At 34.9% G+C, this 18,132-nt stretch carries 19 protein-coding genes; 7 read left to right on the top strand and 12 right to left on the bottom strand.

Translation table 11 applies throughout. The features are described from left to right. Positions 1–111: 111 nt before the first annotated feature. From dnaQ to ACFIN0_RS00760, 5 genes are read right to left on the bottom strand one after another with little or no spacing between them, the layout of a single operon-like run. Positions 112–819 (bottom strand): DNA polymerase III subunit epsilon, encoded by a 708-nt coding sequence (dnaQ, locus tag ACFIN0_RS00740; protein WP_375606099.1) that lies wholly within the window; start codon positions 817–819, stop codon positions 112–114. Positions 820–823: 4 nt separating this feature from the next. Continuing rightward, complete coding sequence (gene coaE / locus ACFIN0_RS00745) at positions 824–1,411, bottom strand: dephospho-CoA kinase (RefSeq protein ID WP_375606098.1); 588 nt, start codon at positions 1,409–1,411, stop codon at positions 824–826. Next, a complete protein-coding gene (locus tag ACFIN0_RS00750; protein ID WP_375606097.1) occupies positions 1,408–2,280 on the bottom strand; it encodes a shikimate dehydrogenase in 873 nt (290 codons plus the stop codon). Before ACFIN0_RS00750 ends, coaE begins: the two co-directional genes overlap by 4 nt. Beyond that, positions 2,273–2,869, bottom strand: a complete 597-nt coding sequence (locus tag ACFIN0_RS00755; protein ID WP_375606096.1) for a Maf family nucleotide pyrophosphatase — start codon at positions 2,867–2,869, stop codon at positions 2,273–2,275. The genes ACFIN0_RS00750 and ACFIN0_RS00755 overlap by 8 nt, the downstream gene beginning before the upstream one ends. Positions 2,870–2,881: 12 nt before the next feature. Then, positions 2,882–3,706 carry a pyruvate, water dikinase regulatory protein gene (locus tag ACFIN0_RS00760; RefSeq protein ID WP_375606095.1) on the bottom strand — a complete coding sequence of 275 codons (825 nt, stop codon included), beginning with the start codon at positions 3,704–3,706 and terminating at the stop codon, positions 2,882–2,884. Positions 3,707–4,258: 552 nt separating this feature from the next. Here ACFIN0_RS00760 and rho point away from each other — a divergent pair. The 6 genes from rho to ACFIN0_RS00790 all read left to right on the top strand — a co-directional run bounded on the left by rho (position 4,259) and on the right by ACFIN0_RS00790 (position 11,225). Beyond that, the gene (gene rho, locus ACFIN0_RS00765; protein WP_015857121.1) at positions 4,259–5,524 is read left to right on the top strand and encodes a transcription termination factor Rho; all 1,266 of its coding nucleotides are present in this window, start codon (positions 4,259–4,261) and stop codon (positions 5,522–5,524) included. 31 nt (positions 5,525–5,555) lie between these two features. Then, entirely contained in the window at positions 5,556–6,863 is a 1,308-nt protein-coding gene (gene mnmE / locus ACFIN0_RS00770; protein WP_375609983.1) for a tRNA uridine-5-carboxymethylaminomethyl(34) synthesis GTPase MnmE, read from the top strand. Positions 6,864–6,968: 105 nt separating this feature from the next. Further along, a complete protein-coding gene (gene mnmG / locus ACFIN0_RS00775; protein WP_375609982.1) occupies positions 6,969–8,837 on the top strand; it encodes a tRNA uridine-5-carboxymethylaminomethyl(34) synthesis enzyme MnmG in 1,869 nt (622 codons plus the stop codon). Beyond that, complete coding sequence (gene rsmG, locus ACFIN0_RS00780; protein ID WP_375607902.1) at positions 8,837–9,484, top strand: 16S rRNA (guanine(527)-N(7))-methyltransferase RsmG; 648 nt, start codon at positions 8,837–8,839, stop codon at positions 9,482–9,484. The genes mnmG and rsmG overlap by 1 nt, the downstream gene beginning before the upstream one ends. 6 nt (positions 9,485–9,490) lie before the next feature. Beyond that, positions 9,491–10,288 carry a ParA family protein gene (locus tag ACFIN0_RS00785; protein ID WP_375701699.1) on the top strand — a complete coding sequence of 266 codons (798 nt, stop codon included), beginning with the start codon at positions 9,491–9,493 and terminating at the stop codon, positions 10,286–10,288. A 40-nt stretch (positions 10,289–10,328) separates the two neighbouring features. Continuing rightward, positions 10,329–11,225 carry a ParB/RepB/Spo0J family partition protein gene (locus tag ACFIN0_RS00790; protein ID WP_375701700.1) on the top strand — a complete coding sequence of 299 codons (897 nt, stop codon included), beginning with the start codon at positions 10,329–10,331 and terminating at the stop codon, positions 11,223–11,225. A 22-nt stretch (positions 11,226–11,247) separates the two neighbouring features. Here ACFIN0_RS00790 and ACFIN0_RS00795 read toward each other — a convergent pair whose 3' ends face one another. The 7 genes from ACFIN0_RS00795 to dapF all read right to left on the bottom strand — a co-directional run bounded on the left by ACFIN0_RS00795 (position 11,248) and on the right by dapF (position 17,336). Beyond that, the gene (locus ACFIN0_RS00795; RefSeq protein WP_375701701.1) at positions 11,248–11,715 is read right to left on the bottom strand and encodes a hypothetical protein; all 468 of its coding nucleotides are present in this window, start codon (positions 11,713–11,715) and stop codon (positions 11,248–11,250) included. A 196-nt stretch (positions 11,716–11,911) separates the two neighbouring features. Then, the gene (locus tag ACFIN0_RS00800; RefSeq protein WP_375701702.1) at positions 11,912–12,409 is read right to left on the bottom strand and encodes a hypothetical protein; all 498 of its coding nucleotides are present in this window, start codon (positions 12,407–12,409) and stop codon (positions 11,912–11,914) included. A gap of 2 nt (positions 12,410–12,411) precedes the next feature. Beyond that, the gene (gloB, locus tag ACFIN0_RS00805) at positions 12,412–13,173 is read right to left on the bottom strand and encodes a hydroxyacylglutathione hydrolase (RefSeq protein ID WP_375606087.1); all 762 of its coding nucleotides are present in this window, start codon (positions 13,171–13,173) and stop codon (positions 12,412–12,414) included. A gap of 62 nt (positions 13,174–13,235) precedes the next feature. Next, on the bottom strand, positions 13,236–13,922 hold the full coding sequence (locus ACFIN0_RS00810) for a septation protein A (RefSeq protein ID WP_375701703.1): 687 nt from the start codon (positions 13,920–13,922) through the stop codon (positions 13,236–13,238). Further along, positions 13,919–15,187 (bottom strand): signal recognition particle-docking protein FtsY, encoded by a 1,269-nt coding sequence (gene ftsY, locus ACFIN0_RS00815; protein ID WP_375614920.1) that lies wholly within the window; start codon positions 15,185–15,187, stop codon positions 13,919–13,921. Before ftsY ends, ACFIN0_RS00810 begins: the two co-directional genes overlap by 4 nt. 14 nt (positions 15,188–15,201) lie before the next feature. Continuing rightward, positions 15,202–16,485 carry a tRNA (N(6)-L-threonylcarbamoyladenosine(37)-C(2))-methylthiotransferase MtaB gene (gene mtaB, locus ACFIN0_RS00820; protein ID WP_375609976.1) on the bottom strand — a complete coding sequence of 428 codons (1,284 nt, stop codon included), beginning with the start codon at positions 16,483–16,485 and terminating at the stop codon, positions 15,202–15,204. Continuing rightward, the gene (dapF, locus tag ACFIN0_RS00825; protein WP_375701704.1) at positions 16,485–17,336 is read right to left on the bottom strand and encodes a diaminopimelate epimerase; all 852 of its coding nucleotides are present in this window, start codon (positions 17,334–17,336) and stop codon (positions 16,485–16,487) included. The genes mtaB and dapF overlap by 1 nt, the downstream gene beginning before the upstream one ends. 226 nt (positions 17,337–17,562) lie before the next feature. Here dapF and ACFIN0_RS00830 point away from each other — a divergent pair, with 226 nt between their 5' ends. Next, complete coding sequence (locus ACFIN0_RS00830) at positions 17,563–18,108, top strand: AprI/Inh family metalloprotease inhibitor (protein WP_375701705.1); 546 nt, start codon at positions 17,563–17,565, stop codon at positions 18,106–18,108. Positions 18,109–18,132: the final 24 nt, after the last annotated feature.

Here is an 18,132-nt window from a genome sequence, read left to right on the forward strand (position 1 = left end):
GTAACGACAAGGTCGTTGTGGTGTTCCCCTCCCCACAACGACCGTTTTTTTTGGTATCCATATTTTATATTTTTAACCTTAAATAGCTTGTTTAGAGAAAAGATAAGAATATTATTCATAAACTTTGAAGTTATTCCACAGAGCTTTTTCACCCATTTTATTGATAAAATCAGCATGCAATCTTTTTTCTTGCGCACTCAATCTTGAAGGTAAAGCCTGTGGGCGAAATTTAACTGCATAAGGCATATCTTTGTCACTTTGAGTATGTTCATCAACACTCTTTCTGTTATCAAAACCCAATATGCCCTGCTTTCCACCAATCAATTCAATATAAACATCGGCCAAAATCTCTGCATCAAGTAAAGCACCATGAAGAACACGATGGCTGTTATCAATTCCAAAACGTTTGCATAAAATATCAAGAGAATTAGGACCCATAGGGAATTTACGCCGTGCCATAGCCAATGTATCAAGAATATTATCAACACTGATGAGCGGCTTATTGACGCGTTTTAATTCTGCATTAATAAAACCAATATCAAAACTCGCATTATGCGCAATCATTGTCGCGCCATTAATAAATTCCAAAAATTCATCAACAATATCACTAAAACTTTTCTCGTTTTTTAGGCGTTCATTGGTTAATCCGTGAATTGCTACAACTTCATCAGGAATAATAACGCCTTCAGGGTTTAAATAAACATGAAATTGGCGCCCTGTAAGATAACGATCAACCATTTCTACACAACCAATTTCGATTATGCGATCTTTCTCTTTATCTAAACCTGTTGTTTCTGTATCAAAAATAATTTCACGCATGATTTTAATTCTTTAGCAATTTTTTTATCACATCAAAAACCTGTTGACGGGTATTTTCTAAATCTTTCCCTGTATCAATAATAAAATCAGCACGTTCTCGTTTTTTTTCATCGGGCATTTGTTGGGCATTGATAAAGGCAAATTTTTTCTCATTCATACCTTGGCGAATCATTACACGTTCTTTTTGTATTTCTGGTGGAGCAGAAACAACAATAACGCTATCTACACGATTTTCACCATTTGTTTCAAACAGAAGTGGAATATCAAGAATAACTAATTTTTCCCCTTGTTTGCGCGCTGTATCAATAAATTCTTTTTCTTTTTCTTGCACCAAAGGATGAATTATTTTTTCTAATGTTTGTAATTTTTCCTTATCATCAATCAAAATTTCAGAAAGTTTCAAACGGTTAACTTCATCGTTTTCAACAACACTAGGAAAAATACGCTCTATGAGTGACAAAACTGGCTCACTTTTATAGAGTTGTTGTACCGCCTCATCAGCACTAAAAATAGAAATACCCGCTTGTCTGAAAAAATCAGCAACTGTTGATTTTCCCATAGCTATTGATCCGGTTAATCCTATAATTTTCATTCTCTTTCTTCACTCATATCCTCTAAAATGGCTGTCCTTAACGCTTTTGTTACCTGTGGTTTTATTCCAAACCACCGTTCAAATCCTATAACAGCCTGATGTAGAAGCATCCCAAGCCCATCAACCGTTTTGAGATCACAAGCCTTTGCCTGTTGTAAAAAAGGAGTTATCAATGGTGTATAAACAATATCTGTTACTAATGCCGTTGTTTTTGCTTTATGAAAATCACAAAAAAAAGAATCACTTTTTTCTTCTGGACTTTTTATGCCTATAGAGGTTGTATTAACAATCAAATCAGCTTGATGAAGTATTTCATGGATTTTATGCCAATCGTAAACTTTAATGATCTTTCCAAAATGCTGAGCTAAATTATCAGCGCGTTGTTTTGTACGGTTAATTAAATAAATTTGTTCAAATCCGCGTTTTTTTAAAGCATATAGGATAGCGCGTGCAGCGCCCCCAGCCCCAAAAACAAGAGCTGTTTCCCCTCCCCAATCAGATGCAAAATCATCAAGATTAGCACTAAAACCATAGGCATCGCTATTCGTGGCACAAAGCTTATCTCCTTCATACCAAAGTGTATTAGCAGCACCAATCATTGTTGCTCTCTCATCTTTATAATCTGCTAAACGAAAGGCTTCTTGTTTATGAGGCAAAGTAACATTTCCTCCACAAAAGCCCATTTTTTGTAAAGAAACAATAAAATGACTAAATTCTTCGGATGTTACTTCCTGTGCAAGGTATTCTCCTTGTAAACTATATTGTTTAAGCCAAAAATTGTGAATTCTTGGCGATTTTGAATGATGAATTGGAGAACCAACAACAAAAGCACGCGGATAATTTGTCTTTTTTATTATTAAGTTAACCATCAATAATTCCTAAGTGGCGCAATTTTATGAGTAGAGGCAGCAAAGGTAAACCAACAATGGTAAAAAAATCTCCTTCAATTTTTTCAAAGAGATGAATCCCTTCTCCTTCAATTTGATATACTCCTACGCTGTTTAGAACATCTTTTCCTACGCGTGCTAAATAACGTTCAATAAATTCTAACGAGAGTAAACGTACAGACATATGTGCACTAAAAGCTTCAACCCAAATTTTTTGACCATTTTTAAATAAAGCTACCGCACTATGAAGAGAATGGGTTTTTCCTGATAACTCACATAAACGTTGATGTGCTTCCTTAATATTTCTTGCTTTATGAAAAACTTTACCTTCCAAATCAAGAACTTGATCACAACCAATAACGAAAGCATCAGGAAAACGATCTGAAACATTTTTTGCTTTTGCACTTGCAAGAAAACAGCTAAGTTCTTTAGGTGTTTTTTCTTTTGTTGTTTTTTCTACTTCTCTCTCATCAAAAGAAGCGCCTTCAATTAAAAAATTTAAACCTGCCTTTTTCAACAACTGTGCACGATAAAAACTAAGAGATGCTAATATTAACGTATCTGCGTCCATGAGGATTTTCTCTCACTTTCCTTCACGAAATCGTGATAAAAGTTCAAATATTGCAGCAGCAGTTTCTTCAATAGAGCGCCTCGTGACATCAATAATAGGCCAACCAAAACGTTCGCAAATGCGTTTTGCATGGATTAATTCTTCAGCTATGCTGATACGATTAGTATAATTATCAAGAGCAAAACCTTCTCCTAAATCTCTATTTTGACGAATATGTGAGATTCTTTCAGCTGAAGCAATTAAACCAATAATTAAAGAATTTTTTACCTCTAAAAGAGATTCTGGCAAATCAATTCCTGGAATAAGAGGAACATTAGCCGTTTTGATTCCACGATTTGCTAAATAGATGCTTGTTGGCGTTTTAGAGGTTCTTGAAATTCCTACAAGAATTACATCCGCTTCAGATAAGCTGCTGGAAGACTGTCCATCATCATGCTCTATTGTAAAATCCAGTGCCTCAATACGACGAAAATAATCTGCATTAAGATCATGTTGTGCACTAACACGTAAATGAGTTGGCATTCCAAGGTAAGACTGAAAAGCATTTAGAACAGGATACAATATATCAATACAGGGAACTTCTATTTTTTTGCATTTTTTTTGAAGGAGTAGTTTAAGTTCTTCATCAATCATTGTGTAAAGAACAATACCTGGCTCTTGTTGTATTTCATCAAGAACTTTTTGTAACTGTATTTTATTACGAATCATAGGATAGATATGCTCTGTTGCCTGACACATTGCATATTGGGATGCTACAGCTCTTCCAACAGAAATTAATGTCTCCCCCGTTGCATCAGAAAGCATGTGTAAATGAAAGAATTTTTTTTCTTTTGTCACAAAAATTTTAACTCCTTGTTAAGACATGTGTATATATTCTCACTGTTTTTTATAAAACTAAAATTTATGAAAAATTCTCCTTTTTTATGCACAAATTAAATGCTTGTGATAATTTTATCCCTCTTATAAAAAAGAGGGGATAATATCTTTAAGATAGTGTTATTTTTATTCTTTTTTCAGTTCCTTTTGTGGATAAAATTGAGGATAAATAATAATCCACACTAAACACAGTTATAAATAAGAATAATCCTTTCTTTAATATAAATTTATTAATATAAATTTCTGTGAAAAATACTTTTGAATAACATTTCATTGATGCTATAATTTTAACTCATATTTTTGTTATTAAAATAATTAAATACTATTTGGATTTTATATTTTTTCAAGTTTTTCATATAATTACTTAATATTACAGGAACAAATTTCATATAAATGGTACTTGCAGATTAAAAAAATTGAGTGTAGGATATTTTTTCTTAAAGAATATTTCACTCATAAATTTCCATAAATTATTTAGAACAATCTTCTCCTTAATTACAAAGAGCATATTTCATGCAAAAAATGAAACTACAAGAACTTAAAAGCAAAAATCCCGTTGAGCTTGTTTCTTTTGCTGAAACATTAGAAGTTGAAAATGCCTCCCTTATGCGCAAACAAGAACTAATGTTTGCTATCTTGAAAAAACTTGCTCTACAAGACGTTGAAATTATAGGAGAAGGTGTTGTCGAAGTTTTACAAGATGGATTTGGATTCTTGCGCTCTGCTGATGCTAATTATCTTCCTGGACCTGATGATATCTATCTTTCACCTGCACAAATACAGTCGTTTTCTTTAAAAACAGGCGATACAATTGAAGGCCCCATACGTAGTCCAAAAGAGGGAGAACGTTATTTTGCTCTCCTTAAAATTAATACAATTAATTTTGAAAAACCTGAAAAGATCCGTTATAAAATTCACTTTGATAATCTTACTCCCCTCTATTCAAATGAACGTTTTCAAATGGAAATACAAGATCCTACAGAGAAAGATATGTCATCACGTGTGATTGATTTGATATCTCCATTGGGAAAAGGACAGAGGGGACTAATTGTTGCACCACCACGGACGGGAAAAACAGTTTTACTTCAAAATATTGCTCATTCTATTACCACTAATCATCCTGAATGTTATCTCATTGTTCTTTTAATTGATGAACGACCAGAAGAGGTTACTGATATGCAGCGTTCAGTAAAAGGAGAAGTGGTTTCTTCTACTTTTGATGAACCTGCAATACGTCACGTACAAGTGGCAGAAATGGTCATTGAAAAAGCCAAACGTCTCGTTGAATATGGGCGTGATGTTGTTATTCTCCTCGATTCTATTACACGTCTTGGGCGTGCATATAATACAGTTGTTCCTTCTTCGGGTAAAGTTTTAACAGGGGGTGTGGATGCAAATGCCCTACAGCGTCCAAAACGTTTTTTTGGTGCAGCACGTAATATTGAAGAAGGCGGATCTTTAACCATTATTGCAACGGCTTTGATTGATACAGGAAGTCGTATGGATGAGGTTATTTTTGAAGAATTTAAAGGAACAGGTAATTCGGAAATTGTTCTTGATCGTAAAGTTGCTGATAAACGTATTTTCCCTGCTATGGATATTTTAAAGTCAGGAACGCGTAAGGAAGAACTTCTGGTAGAACGACAAGATTTACACAAAATTTTTGTTCTTCGTCGTATTTTAGCATCTATGAATGTAACTGATGCAATTGAATTTTTGATTGATAAATTAAAGCAAACAAAAAATAATAGTGAATTTTTTGATTCAATGAATACGTAGAGTCATTAAAGTTTTTATTAGGATAAAACCTGTGGATACAATCTTTGCTGTTTCGAGTGGATTGTTACCTTCAGGGGTTGCAGTCATTCGGCTTTCTGGTCCTCATGTTGTGGATATAGTTAAAACGCTTTGTGGTCGTTTACCTAAAGCACGTTTTATGCATTATGGAAATCTTACTGCTCGTGATGGTGGTTTTTTAGATTCTGGTTTAACTGTTTTTTTTCCTGCTCCTCATAGTTTTACGGGGGAGGATTGTGCAGAATTCCATTTACATGGAGGAAAAGCAGTCGTTAATCGTTTTCTCGATGAATTGTCAACATTTTCTGGATGCCGTATTGCAGAGGCAGGTGAATTTTCACGTCGCGCTTTTATGGAAGGAAAATTAGATCTTGTTCAAGCAGAAGGTCTTGCTGATTTAATAGAAGCAGAAACGGAAAGCCAACGGCGTTTAGCTGTTATGGGTACAAGTGGACATTTAACGACGCTTTATCGTGATTGGCGTCATAAGCTTATGAAGGCGCGTGCTTTTATTGAGGCAGAACTTGATTTTGTTGATGAAGCAGATATTCCCAACGCAATATCTGATAAAGTTTGGAAAGATGTTGAGGATCTTTGTACTTCTATTAGGGAATATATTACTGAAGGAGAACGTGCGAGTATTTTACGTGATGGATTAAAAATTGTTATTGCTGGTGCTCCAAATTCTGGAAAATCAAGCATTATGAATCGTCTTTCAGGAAGATCTGTTGCTATTGTAACGGAAGAAGCAGGAACAACCCGTGATGCTTTAGAAATGAGAATTATTCTTGGTGGTTTACCTGTTTTTTTAACCGATACTGCTGGTTTTAGAAAAACAGAAAATAAAATAGAACAGATGGGAATAGAAGTTGCTAAACAGCATGTTAGAGAAGCTGATTTGGTTATTTTGGTTTATGATATAGGAAATCCTAAGCAAGTTGATTTACCAGAAACATCGGCTGAAATATGGCATGTTGGTAATAAGCTTGATCTTTATGAAAAAAATGATCAGCGTTGGTCTATACAATTTTCCGCATTAACTGGTTTAAATTTTGATTCTTTTATCAAAGAACTTGAATTATTTTGTTATCATCGTGGTTCTGAAATTGGAAATATTGTTCCAGCACGTAAAAGGCAACTTCAATTATTAAAAGAAGCTGTTAAAGAGATTGAGTTTGCTCTCAATTATCATTCTTTTGATCTCAGTTTACGTGCAGAACATCTCCGTCGTGCAAGTGATTTTCTTGGAAAAATTACAGGAGATATTGATGTTGAAGATTTGCTTGATATCATTTTTTCAGAGTTTTGTGTTGGTAAATAATGATTCACGTGAAACATTGATTATTTCATAGACAGATTATAAAGATTATGTAATTTATATCCTGTTTCACGTGAAACCTTAGAAATTTTCTACGGAATGAATTAAATGCGATCATATGATGTTATTATTGTTGGTGGTGGTCATGCTGGCTGTGAAGCGGCTTCAGCTTCAGCACGTGTAGGAGCCAAAACAGCGCTTGTTACACATAAAATATCAGCACTGGGAACAATGTCGTGTAATCCTGCTATTGGTGGTCTTGGAAAAGGGCATCTGGTTCGTGAAATAGATGCGTTAGATGGTCTCATGGGAAGAGCAGCAGATGCTGCTGGAATTCAGTTTAGACTTCTTAATAGACGTAAAGGACCGGCAGTAAGAGGACCACGGACACAAGCAGATCGACAACTTTATAGAGAAGCAATTCAAAAATTATTAAAAGAACAAGAAAATCTTATTCTTATTGAGGATGAAGTACTTGATTTGGTTGTTAAAGATAATTGTGTATCAGGTGTTATTTTAAAAAAACAAGGAACAATTTTTTCTGGTGCTGTTGTTTTAACAACAGGTACATTTTTAAATGGCTTTATTCATATTGGTAATAAAACATGGGCTGCTGGTCGTATGGGAGATCAGTCAAGTGTGAAACTTGCTGAACATTTGAAAAAATATCATATAAAACTTGGACGATTAAAAACAGGAACCCCTGCTCGTCTGAGTAAAAAAACAATTGCTTGGGAAACTCTCCAAAAACAACAAGCAGATGAAAATCCCGTTCCCTTTTCTCTTTTAACAGAGAAAATTGAACAGCCACAAATTGAATGTGCAATAACGCGTACAAATGCACAAACACATAAAATTATTCGCGAAAATATCTATCGTTCTGCTTTATATTCTGGAAATATTGAAGGATTAGGACCACGTTATTGTCCTTCAATTGAAGATAAAATCGTTAAATTTGGAGAACGTGATGGACATCAGATTTTTCTAGAACCAGAAGGATTAAATGATGATACTGTTTATCCAAATGGTCTTTCTACTTCTCTTCCTGAAGATGTACAAATTTCTTTATTGAAAACCATTGAAGGATTGGAAAATGCTACAGTTTTGCAACCTGGCTATGCTATTGAATATGATTTTGTTAATCCTCAACAATTAACGAAAAGTTTGGAAGTACGCTCTTTACCAGGTTTGTTTTTAGCGGGCCAAATTAATGGCACAACAGGATACGAGGAAGCGGCAGCACAAGGTCTTTTAGCTGGATTAAATGCTGCACGCAAGGTAGGTAAATTAGATGAAATACTTATAAGTCGTTCTACTGCTTATATTGGTGTTATGGTTGATGATTTGGTTTCACGTGGTGTTTGTGAACCTTATAGAATGTTTACATCACGTGCTGAATTTCGTTTATCTTTAAGATCTGATAATGCTGATACGCGTTTAACACCTTTGGCAAAAGAATGGGGTATTGTGAGTAAAGTACGTTGGGATTATTATCAGAAAAAGCAACAACGGCTTGATCAAGCACGATCAATATGTCAAAATCTCTTTTTAACACCTAATGAAGCTTCTGCTCATGGATTACACGTTAACCATGATGGAATTCGGCGTTCGGCTTATGATTTTCTTGCATATCCTCATATGACTGTAGAGCGTCTTTCACATTTATGGCCACAATTACAAGAAATTGATTCTAAAACAGTTGAAGCTTTAGAAATTGAAGCACAATATGCGGTTTATTTAGATAAACAAGCACAAGATATTGCCTCTCTTCAAAGAGATGAACGTTTAGAAATTCCTTCTTCTCTTAATATTGAGGCAATTTCAGGTCTTTCAAATGAACTTAAATCAAAAATTCAAGAAGTATCGCCTCGTTCAATTGCTGATGCACAAAAAATTGATGGCATGACTCCTGCCGCATTATCACTTATTATTACATATATTCAACGTCAACGGCGTGAAAAGGCTAAAACAGCTTAATGGATTTTTCTACAGAAAAAAAATATCAACAATTATTAAATATTATTCCTTCTGTTTCACGTGAAACGATGGAAAATTTAATGCAGTTTGAGTCTTTAATACTTCAATGGAATGCACATATTAATTTGATATCTGCTACAACTATACCAGATCTATGGACACGACATATTTTAGATTCAGCACAAATTTTTCCTTTGTATGCTCATTCTTTACATTGGTGTGATTTAGGATCAGGAGGAGGTTTTCCTGCAATTGTGATTGCTATCTTTTTGAAAGAAAAAAAAGCAGGACATATTAATCTTGTTGAAAGTAATGGGAAAAAAGTTGCTTTTTTGCGAACAGTTATTGCTCAACTTAATCTTCCAGCAACGGTTTATCACGCTAGAATTGAAGATATATATCAAAAAATTCCCATATCTGATATTATAACGGCACGAGGATTAGCGCCGCTTGATACTCTTTTACAACTCATTTTTCCTTTATTAACAGAAAAAACAATAGCTCTTTTGCAAAAAGGTCGGGATTACGCTACAGAAATAAAAAATGCCTCTGCCAATTGGCACTTTGATCTGTTAAAACATAAAAGTAAAGTTGATGAAAATTCTGTTATTTTGGAAATTTCTCATATTCGATCATATAGAGGGTAGAGCAAAATGAGCGAAACACGAATTATCGCTATTGCAAACCAAAAGGGTGGAGTAGGAAAAACAACCACAGCAATTAATCTTGCTACAGCTTTAGCGGCTATTGGTGAAAATGTCCTTATTATGGATGTTGATCCACAAGGTAATGCTAGTACAGGTTTAGGGATTGATCGTAATAGCCGTCCTTTATCTTCTTATGATGTTTTGGTTTCGGGCGTTTCAATTACACAGGCGGCTTTAAAAACAGCCGTACCCAATCTTTATATAGTTCCCTCTACACTTGATCTCTTAGGTGTGGAAATGGAAATTTCTTCATCAAAAGATCGCATACAACGCTTACGTAAAGCTCTCTATGATGATCCGGAAATGGAAAAAAAATTCAATTATATTTTAATTGATTGTCCTCCTTCCCTTAATCTTTTAACACTTAATGCTATGGGGGCTGCGGATTCTGTTTTAGTGCCTATGCAGTGTGAATTTTTAGCACTTGAAGGTTTAAGTCAATTACTTGAAACAGTAAAACAAGTGCGATCCGTACTTAATCCATCTTTAGAGATCCAAGGTATTGTTCTAACAATGTATGATGGACGTAATAATCTTTCAAATCAAGTTGTTGAAGATGTACGCTCTTTTATGGGAGATAAAGTTTATCGTACTGTTATTCCACGAAATGTAAGAGTATCAGAAGCGCCCTCTTTTGGTAAACCCGTATTGCTTTACGATCTCAAATGTGCTGGAAGTCAAGCTTATTTGCGTCTAGCATCAGAAGTGATTCAACGTGAAAAACAAGCACGCGCTGCTGCTTAAAAATATAAAAAAATAATCTAAAAATTCAAAGAGAAAAATTATGAATGATGATCTCTCAAAAAAAAGACTAGGACGTGGATTAGCGGCATTAATTGGAGATATCAATTTAAACAGCAATCTTGCACGTTCATCAAGCTTTGATAAATTAAATGAATCCGGTAGTCTTTCTGAGCAATTTATTCCAATTGAATCTATTTCATGTAATCCTCATAATCCTCGGCGTCATTTTACTGAAACAGAGCTTGATAATTTGACACAATCAATTCGTCAACACGGTGTGGTTCAACCGGTTATTGTAAGGCCTTTAAGAGATCATCCTCATCGGTTTGAATTGATTGCTGGTGAACGGCGCTGGCGTGCAGCACAACGTGCAAATTTAAACCAATTGCCAGTTATTATTCGCGATGTAGATGATAAAACGGCTTTGGAATTGGCAATTATTGAAAATGTTCAACGTGCAGATCTTAATCCTATCGAAGAAGCAAAGGGGTATGAGATGCTTCTAAATGAACATGATTATACGCAAGTAGATTTAGCGCAAGTTATAGGAAAAAGTCGTAGTCATGTTGCAAATACGCTTCGTTTGTTAAAACTTCCAGAAAAAGTACAACAATTCTTAACTGATGGACAACTTTCTGCAGGTCATGCACGTTGTCTTATAACCGTTGATAATCCACAAGATTTAGCTGAGAAAATTATTCGTGAAGGGCTTTCTGTACGTCAAACAGAAATACTTGCATATGAGCAAGCTAATCCTAAAACTAAAAAACGTACCAATTCGGAGAAAGATGCTGAAACAAAATCTTTAGAAAAATTACTTGCAGATGTGATCGGAATGAAAGTTATTATTCGACATGGTAAAAAAGGTGGAGATTTAAAAATACATTACTCTTCATTAGAACAATTAGATGAAATTTGTCGGCGTTTACAAAGTTAATTAATTGTTCTAAAAAGGTTTTTTAACAATTATCTTTTAAAATTTTTATTATTCTATACATATGCTCTTTAGCAAATTCTATATTGCTTGAAGGTAAAAAGTTTTTTTCATAAGTAGAATTTTCTTCATTAGTAAGTACATACAATGTCGCTTGAAGTGCTAGGTGAGCAACAACAAAATCTTTCGGTGTTATATTATTTTCTTTTAAAATATTCACAAGTTTTGGATTATTAGAAATATAGGCAGCGTATTTTTCAATATTATCATTATAAGTATTTAAATCACTTTTTTTATTTGTTTGTTCTGGTTCTGAATATAAATTTTTACATTCTATTTTGATTTTTTCCAGCTTTAAAAGAAGATCTTCTGTTAAGGGATAATTTGCAATGAAAGGCGATATAAAAGAAAGCTCATCTATTTCTTGTTTTTTTTCTTGAGCGTATGATGCAAAAGAAAAAATGAAGAAAAAGCACAATAGAAGTTTAAACATGACTAAAATTATCCTTTCTTTTTTGAATTTCAATAAATATTTTTTCGTCTGTTATTCTTTATTTTTAGAAAAACATTTGTTAAATGTAATCGAAATAAACACAATTATTAGGAATGATAAAAACACGGTGATTTTTTAATGCACGGACTTTTTTATTAGATTAATGGGATGATATTTTTTAATGTCTCATAGCTGATTAGTTGCTCAAAATGAGTTTTTCACAGCTATCTAAAAGAATTGTCGCTTTAAAAAAATGTTTTTTAACAAATTCAAGATTGTTTAGAAATATAGTATTTTTCTCAGTAGAATATTCCTTTTCAGGTACAAATATGAGAAGCGTTGATATTTCTTTAAGAGCTAAGGTTCCTGAAGCAAAATCTTTTGGTGTTATATTATTTTCTTTTAAAATATTTACAAGTTTTGGTTTACTAGAAATATAGGTAGCGTAATTTTCAATACTAGAATGGATACTAGAATCATAACTTATAAGATTATTTTTTGTTTCTGGAAGTAAATTTTTACATTCTTTTTCAATTTTTTCCAGCTTTAAAAAAAAATCTTCTGTTAAGGGATAATTTGCGATGAGAGATGATATAAGAGAAGAATTATCTGTTTCCTTTTCCTCTGCCCTTGTTAGTTGAATATGTATCACGAAAAGAAAAAGGAGGAACAAACGTAATACGAACTTAAGCATGGTTAAAAATTATCCTTTCTTCTTCGAATTTCAGCAAAGACTTCTTCATCTGTTTCTTCTTCCATTACAAGGTTTCTTCGCAACACACTATCATCCCAGCGGAGAAAGGGATTTGTTGTTTTTTCTTGCCCTAAAGTGACAGGAAGAGTCATGGCATTTTTTGCGCGCAGTAAAAAAACATCTTCTACTCTTTGCTGGAGTTTTTTATTATGTGGGTCAATTGTTAGCGCGAAAAGAGCGTTATTTTTTGTGTACTCGTGTCCACAATAGAGGAGTGTTTCATCGGGAAGTTTACGAAGTTTTTTTAAAGAATTTAGCATTTGTGCAGCTGTTCCTTCAAAAAGACGTCCACAACCAAGTGAAAAAAGTGTGTCTCCAGCAAACAGTAATTTTTTTTCAGAAAAATAGTAAGATAGCGCTCCTAGCGTATGGCCAGGTGTTGATAGAGCTAAAAGTGTGTGAGAACCAAAAAAAAGTTTCTCATCATGGTGAAGTGTTTGATCAAGATGATGAATCTTTTCTTTTTCTGCTTCTGGTCCAATAATTATAGCATTGTAAACTTGTTTTAATTCTGCTAGGGCTTCTACATGGTCGTGATGATGGTGAGTCACAAAAATAGTGTTAAGTGTCCAATTACGGCGCTTTAAAGCGTTATGAATCGCTTTGCTTTCTGGAGCATCTATTGCGGCTGTCATACCACTTTTTTCATCATGAATGAGCACACCAAAATTATCTTCTCGACAGATAAACTGTTCAATCAGCATGTTTTTTCTCCTGAACAGTGTTTTGCAATGAATCTATGAAATAATTTGTGATGGTAAGTTTTTTAAGAATCAGATTTGTCCTCTTCTGTAAAAAGTCCTTTTGAATGTTTTATAATGATAGGCATTTGGGTAAGCATGAAAAGGACTGTTATAGGCATGACGCCAAAAACTTTGAAACTCGTCCAAAAATTATCGCTAAAATTGCGCCAAATAATTTCATTCAAAAGAGCAAGAAAAATGAAAAAAAACGCCCAACGATAGGTCAATTTTTGCCAGCCTAAATCATCAAGTTTTAAGGTAGAATCAAGAGCATAACGCAAAAGCGGTTTTTTAAAAAACATTCCACCAAAAAGTATCAAAGCAAATAAGCTATTAATGATTGTTGGTTTCATTTTTATGAAAGTTTCATTATGAAGCCAGAGAGTTAAAAAACCAAAAATGAGAACAAATATTCCCGAAATAAGAGGCATAATAGGAATTTGTTTTGCAAGGATCCATGATAAGCTTAGAGAAATAATAATTGCTACCATAAAAATAGCTGTTGCAGGGAAAATAGGCTTGCTAAAATTTTGAAAAAATTCAATGTTTTTTATCAACCATTCTCCTTTATAATTGGCAAAAAAGAAGGCGACCAATGGTCCCATTTCTAAAAGAAACTTAAGTGTTGGTGAAAGGGGCGTTTTTTTATTGTTATTCACATCTTTTTCAGAATTATTATGTGAATTAGGGTTAGATAAAGGCTGTTTCATACATGTTTTCCTGCGATAGTTTCGGCAAAGTCAGAAGCAGAAAAGGGTTGAAGGTCTTCAATATTCTCTCCTATACCGATAAAATAAACGGGTAATTTATATTTTGCTGCGATAGCGACAAGAATTCCTCCTCGTGCTGTTCCATCCAGCTTTGTCATGACCAAACCATTAACACCAGCAATATCACGGAAAATGTCCACTTGGTTGAGTGCATTTTGTCCGGTCGTTGCATCAAGTGTTTGAAGGATTGTATGGGGCGCTTGGGGGGTGTGTTTTCTTAAAACACGAATAATTTTTGCTAACTCATCCATCAATTCAGATTTATTTTGTAAACGTCCTGCTGTATCAATAATTAATACATCACTGTTTGCTTTTTTTGCTTTCTCAAAAGCATCAAAGGCTAAACTTGCAGCATCTGCACCTAATTTTGTAGAAATAACAGGAGAATCAGTACGTTCACCCCAAATATGCAGTTGCTCAATAGCTGCGGCTCGGAAAGTGTCACCGGCTGCAAGCATAACTTTTAATCCCCCTGCTGTTAATTTGGCTGCAAGTTTTCCAATAGTTGTCGTTTTTCCAGTGCCATTTACACCTACTAGCAAAATAACATGAGGCTTATGGCTGAGATCAAGTTCTAATGGTATTGCAACAGGTTCCAGAACTTTTTTGATCTCATCAGCTACAATAGTATGAATGTCATCTGGAGAGAGGTCTTTTCCATAACGACTGGAAGCTAAAGTATTCGTGATGCGCGTTGCCGTTTCTACACCGAGGTCAGCTTGAATCAGAATATCTTCGAGCTCTTGCAGTGTAGCTTCATCAAGTTTTCTTTTAACAAAGAGGTCACTAATTGATCCGCTTAGGCGTTGTGAAGAAAGCGATAGACCTTTTTTAAGGCGTCCAAACCACGCTGTCTTTTTTTGTTCAACAAAGGATTCAGACAAAATTTCTTCATCCTTTTTTTCACGGATGGTGTTTGTGACAATAATTTTTCCATAAGGGGGAATTTTAACAGAAAGGGAAGCTTTATCAGAATGAGATTCTAAAGGTGGAGATTTTTCATCACACTTTGTAGGTGTTGACTTTTTATTTTTTGTTTGTTCTTCTTTTTCTGTATCTATAGAGATTTCGTTGTTTTTTGTTCTTTCATTTTTGTCCTTCTTTTTTTCTATGATATCACTTTTATCAGGAATAGAAATTTGTTCCATTTCCTGCTCTTTAGATTTGTTAAAAGAAAATATTTTTTTTATAAAAGATTTTGTCATAAGAAATTTCCTGTTCAAGCAGCGTTTAATTTTGGAAGGACAGCAATTAATTTATCGCCATCATGGTCAACGATAAGGGCTTGAACAATTGTTCCTGCTTTTACACCTTTAATTTGTACAAGAGTATAATCTTCCGTTCGTCCGATTTCATCTCTTTCAACGAGAATTGTTTGTTGACTGTTTTTTAAATGAGCAAGATGCTTTTGGTAAGCTTCCTCACCTGCTTTACGTAGTCTTTCAGCACGCATTTTCACTATTCTACGGTTGATTTGTGGCATACGTGCGGCAGGTGTTCCTTCTCTTGGACTAAAGGGAAAGACATGTAGGTGGGTTAAATTACACTCTTTAATCAAAGCAAGACTGTTTTGAAACATCTCTTCTGTTTCGGTAGGAAAACCAGCAATTAAGTCGGCACCATAAACCATTGTAGGACGTTTGGCATGCAATTCTTGGCAAAATTGAATGGCATGTTCACGCAAATGCCGTCGTTTCATCCGTTTTAAAATCATATTATCACCTGCTTGCAAAGATAAATGCAAATGGGGCATGATTCTTTTTTCATAGGCTAAAAGATTTATGAGTTCTTCATCTGCTTCAATAGAGTCAATAGATGAGAGGCGTAATCGCGCTAAGTCAGGAATATGATGCAAAATAGCTGAAGTTAATTTTCCTAGAGTAGCTTTTCCAGGAAGATCGTGGCCATAACTTGTAAGGTCAACACCTGTAAGGACCACTTCTTGAATACCCACATCTGTCAGCTTTTTAATTTGTTCTATGACAGCACCCATGGGAACTGAACGAGATGGTCCACGTCCATAAGGAATAATGCAAAATGTACAGCGGTGATCGCATCCGTTTTGTACCTGTACAAAAGCGCGGGTACGTTCTTGCATTGCACTAACCATATGTGGAGCAATTTTTTTCACTTCCATGATATCATTGATACGCACCTTTTCGGTATGGTTAATACCAAAATCAGGAAGTTGACGATAAGAATGGGCGTGAAGTTTATCTTCGTTTCCTAAAACGAGATCCACTTCTGTCATTGAGGCAAAATTTTGTGCTTCTGTTTGGGCTGCACATCCTGTTACAATGATGCGCGCATGAGGATTTTCACGGCGCGCTTTGCGGATAGCTTGTTTTGCTTGTCGTACGGCTTCGGCAGTGACAGCGCAGGTATTAAAAATAATAGCACCATCTTTAAGCTGGTTTAGCCCTGAAGAAGTGCTTTCTTTGCGAATTATTTCCGATTCGTAGCTATTGAGTCGACAACCAAAAGTTACAATTTCTACTGCCATCAGGAGTGATCCTTTTTGTAGCACCCTGTTAAAGGGCTTAAAAAACCACTAAATTGGTATTTTATTGGTCCTGTCATGATAATATGATCGTCTTCTCGGTAAAAAATATTAAGAGCTCCCTTTGGTAAATTCACATCAACATGGCGCTCTGTAAGTCCACGACGATAAGCAGCCACAGCACTTGCACAAGCAGCACTCCCACATGCTTGTGTTAATCCTGCCCCTCTCTCCCATGTGCGTAAATTTAGACTTTTCTTTGACGTTATGCAAGCAATGGAAATATTGCACCGTTCGGGAAACAGGGCATCATGTTCAAGTTTTGGTCCATATTTTTCTAAAGGAAAATGTTGAATATCATTTTCAATAAAAAAGATAGCATGGAGATTGCCAATGGATATGAGACAAGCGTCTTTTAGGGGACCAGCCATAATTTCTACGTGATTGGTATCAACTATTTCACGTGAAACAGGCATCTCTTTTGCATTGAAATTTGGGCATCCCATATCAACAGAGATAAGATCGCCGGTTTGGCGTTTTCCTTCAATAATGCCAGCAGGGGTTTCTAAACGAAAATTTTCACCAAAATTACGGTCTGTGAGCCATGCAATAACACAGCGGGTACCATTGCCACAAGCTTTAGCTTTTGAACCATCAGCATTCCATATTTCGATGCGGAAGTCGGCTTTTTTCTGGGTTGGTGTGTGGATAGCCATGATTTGATCAAAATGCATTTCGGGATCTACCGATAAAGCAAGGATTGCTTGTGGTGTAAAAGCATGTGCGCTTTCACGCATATCCGCAACAATAATTTGATTTCCAAGACCGTCCATTTTGCTAAATGGCGTTTTCATGAAACTTCTCTATTTCTAATGATTACTTAATTAAGGGATATATGACTGAAAATCTTATAAATTTCTAGTGTTTAATAAATATAAAATTGGGTATATAAATTATTTCATTTAAAATAAGTAATTTAAATCCTGTTTTTTTTCATTTGTTAATTTATCTTTGTAACTATAACAAATATTCACTTGATTTTTTATAAGCTTATTTATTGCTGTGGGAGAGAGTACAGACATGGCGTTTTCAAAAGTTTCGTTTTTCGTTGCACTATCAACTGTAATGTTTTTAGGGGGATGTTCAACAACACGGTTTGATGGTAATGACGATGGTAACGCATTAGAAGTTTTTTATCCATCTCAACAAATGACAATATTAGAAGCGTCTGATCTGTCGTCCACTTCTTCGTCGATATCTGAAGATGCAAACGCTCCGATGTATGAAAAAGGAGATTCTCAGAGCGATGGACGAATGGCTAGTCTCGAATTGCCAAGCAATGCCACTGATTTATTTCCTGCAAGTATTGCTGGGGTATGGAATCTTTCTATGGGAGGAAAAGTTTGCCGGATTGCAACGCCACAAACAAAGTTTGGACAAGGGTACCGTGCTGGTCCTTTACACTGTCCAGGAATTGCTTCCCAAGTGAGATCGTGGGCTGTTAAAGGAAAAAGATTATATTTTTATAATAACTTTGGACGTGTTATCCTCGTTTTTTATTCTTCAAATGTTGATCGTTTTGAGGGACGCACACTTGATGATCATCCCGTTATTTTAAGTCGTTAAATCATTTTTGACCGTTTATGAAAA

The sequence above is a fragment of the Bartonella sp. AA89HNZF genome, from assembly GCF_042196905.1.
Taxonomy (GTDB): Bacteria; Pseudomonadota; Alphaproteobacteria; order Rhizobiales; family Rhizobiaceae; genus Bartonella.

Bases quoted from the DNA above. Each gene is read 5' to 3' on its own strand.
- gloB (WP_375606087.1), bottom strand. From the start codon at position 13,173: ATGCTGATTGAACAGTTTATCTGTCGAGAAGATAATTTTGGTGTGCTC.
- ACFIN0_RS00810 (WP_375701703.1), bottom strand. From the start codon at position 13,922: ATGAAACAGCCTTTATCTAACCCTAATTCACATAATAATTCTGAAAAA.
- ACFIN0_RS00755 (WP_375606096.1), bottom strand. From the start codon at position 2,869: ATGGACGCAGATACGTTAATATTAGCATCTCTTAGTTTTTATCGTGCA.
- dnaQ (WP_375606099.1), bottom strand. From the start codon at position 819: ATGCGTGAAATTATTTTTGATACAGAAACAACAGGTTTAGATAAAGAG.
- rsmG (WP_375607902.1), top strand. From the start codon at position 8,837: ATGGATTTTTCTACAGAAAAAAAATATCAACAATTATTAAATATTATT.
- coaE (WP_375606098.1), bottom strand. From the start codon at position 1,411: ATGAAAATTATAGGATTAACCGGATCAATAGCTATGGGAAAATCAACA.
- ACFIN0_RS00790 (WP_375701700.1), top strand. From the start codon at position 10,329: ATGAATGATGATCTCTCAAAAAAAAGACTAGGACGTGGATTAGCGGCA.
- rho (WP_015857121.1), top strand. From the start codon at position 4,259: ATGCAAAAAATGAAACTACAAGAACTTAAAAGCAAAAATCCCGTTGAG.
- ACFIN0_RS00750 (WP_375606097.1), bottom strand. From the start codon at position 2,280: ATGGTTAACTTAATAATAAAAAAGACAAATTATCCGCGTGCTTTTGTT.
- ACFIN0_RS00800 (WP_375701702.1), bottom strand. From the start codon at position 12,409: ATGCTTAAGTTCGTATTACGTTTGTTCCTCCTTTTTCTTTTCGTGATA.
- ACFIN0_RS00830 (WP_375701705.1), top strand. From the start codon at position 17,563: ATGGCGTTTTCAAAAGTTTCGTTTTTCGTTGCACTATCAACTGTAATG.
- mnmG (WP_375609982.1), top strand. From the start codon at position 6,969: ATGCGATCATATGATGTTATTATTGTTGGTGGTGGTCATGCTGGCTGT.
- ACFIN0_RS00795 (WP_375701701.1), bottom strand. From the start codon at position 11,715: ATGTTTAAACTTCTATTGTGCTTTTTCTTCATTTTTTCTTTTGCATCA.
- dapF (WP_375701704.1), bottom strand. From the start codon at position 17,336: ATGAAAACGCCATTTAGCAAAATGGACGGTCTTGGAAATCAAATTATT.
- mtaB (WP_375609976.1), bottom strand. From the start codon at position 16,485: ATGGCAGTAGAAATTGTAACTTTTGGTTGTCGACTCAATAGCTACGAA.
- ftsY (WP_375614920.1), bottom strand. From the start codon at position 15,187: ATGACAAAATCTTTTATAAAAAAAATATTTTCTTTTAACAAATCTAAA.
- ACFIN0_RS00785 (WP_375701699.1), top strand. From the start codon at position 9,491: ATGAGCGAAACACGAATTATCGCTATTGCAAACCAAAAGGGTGGAGTA.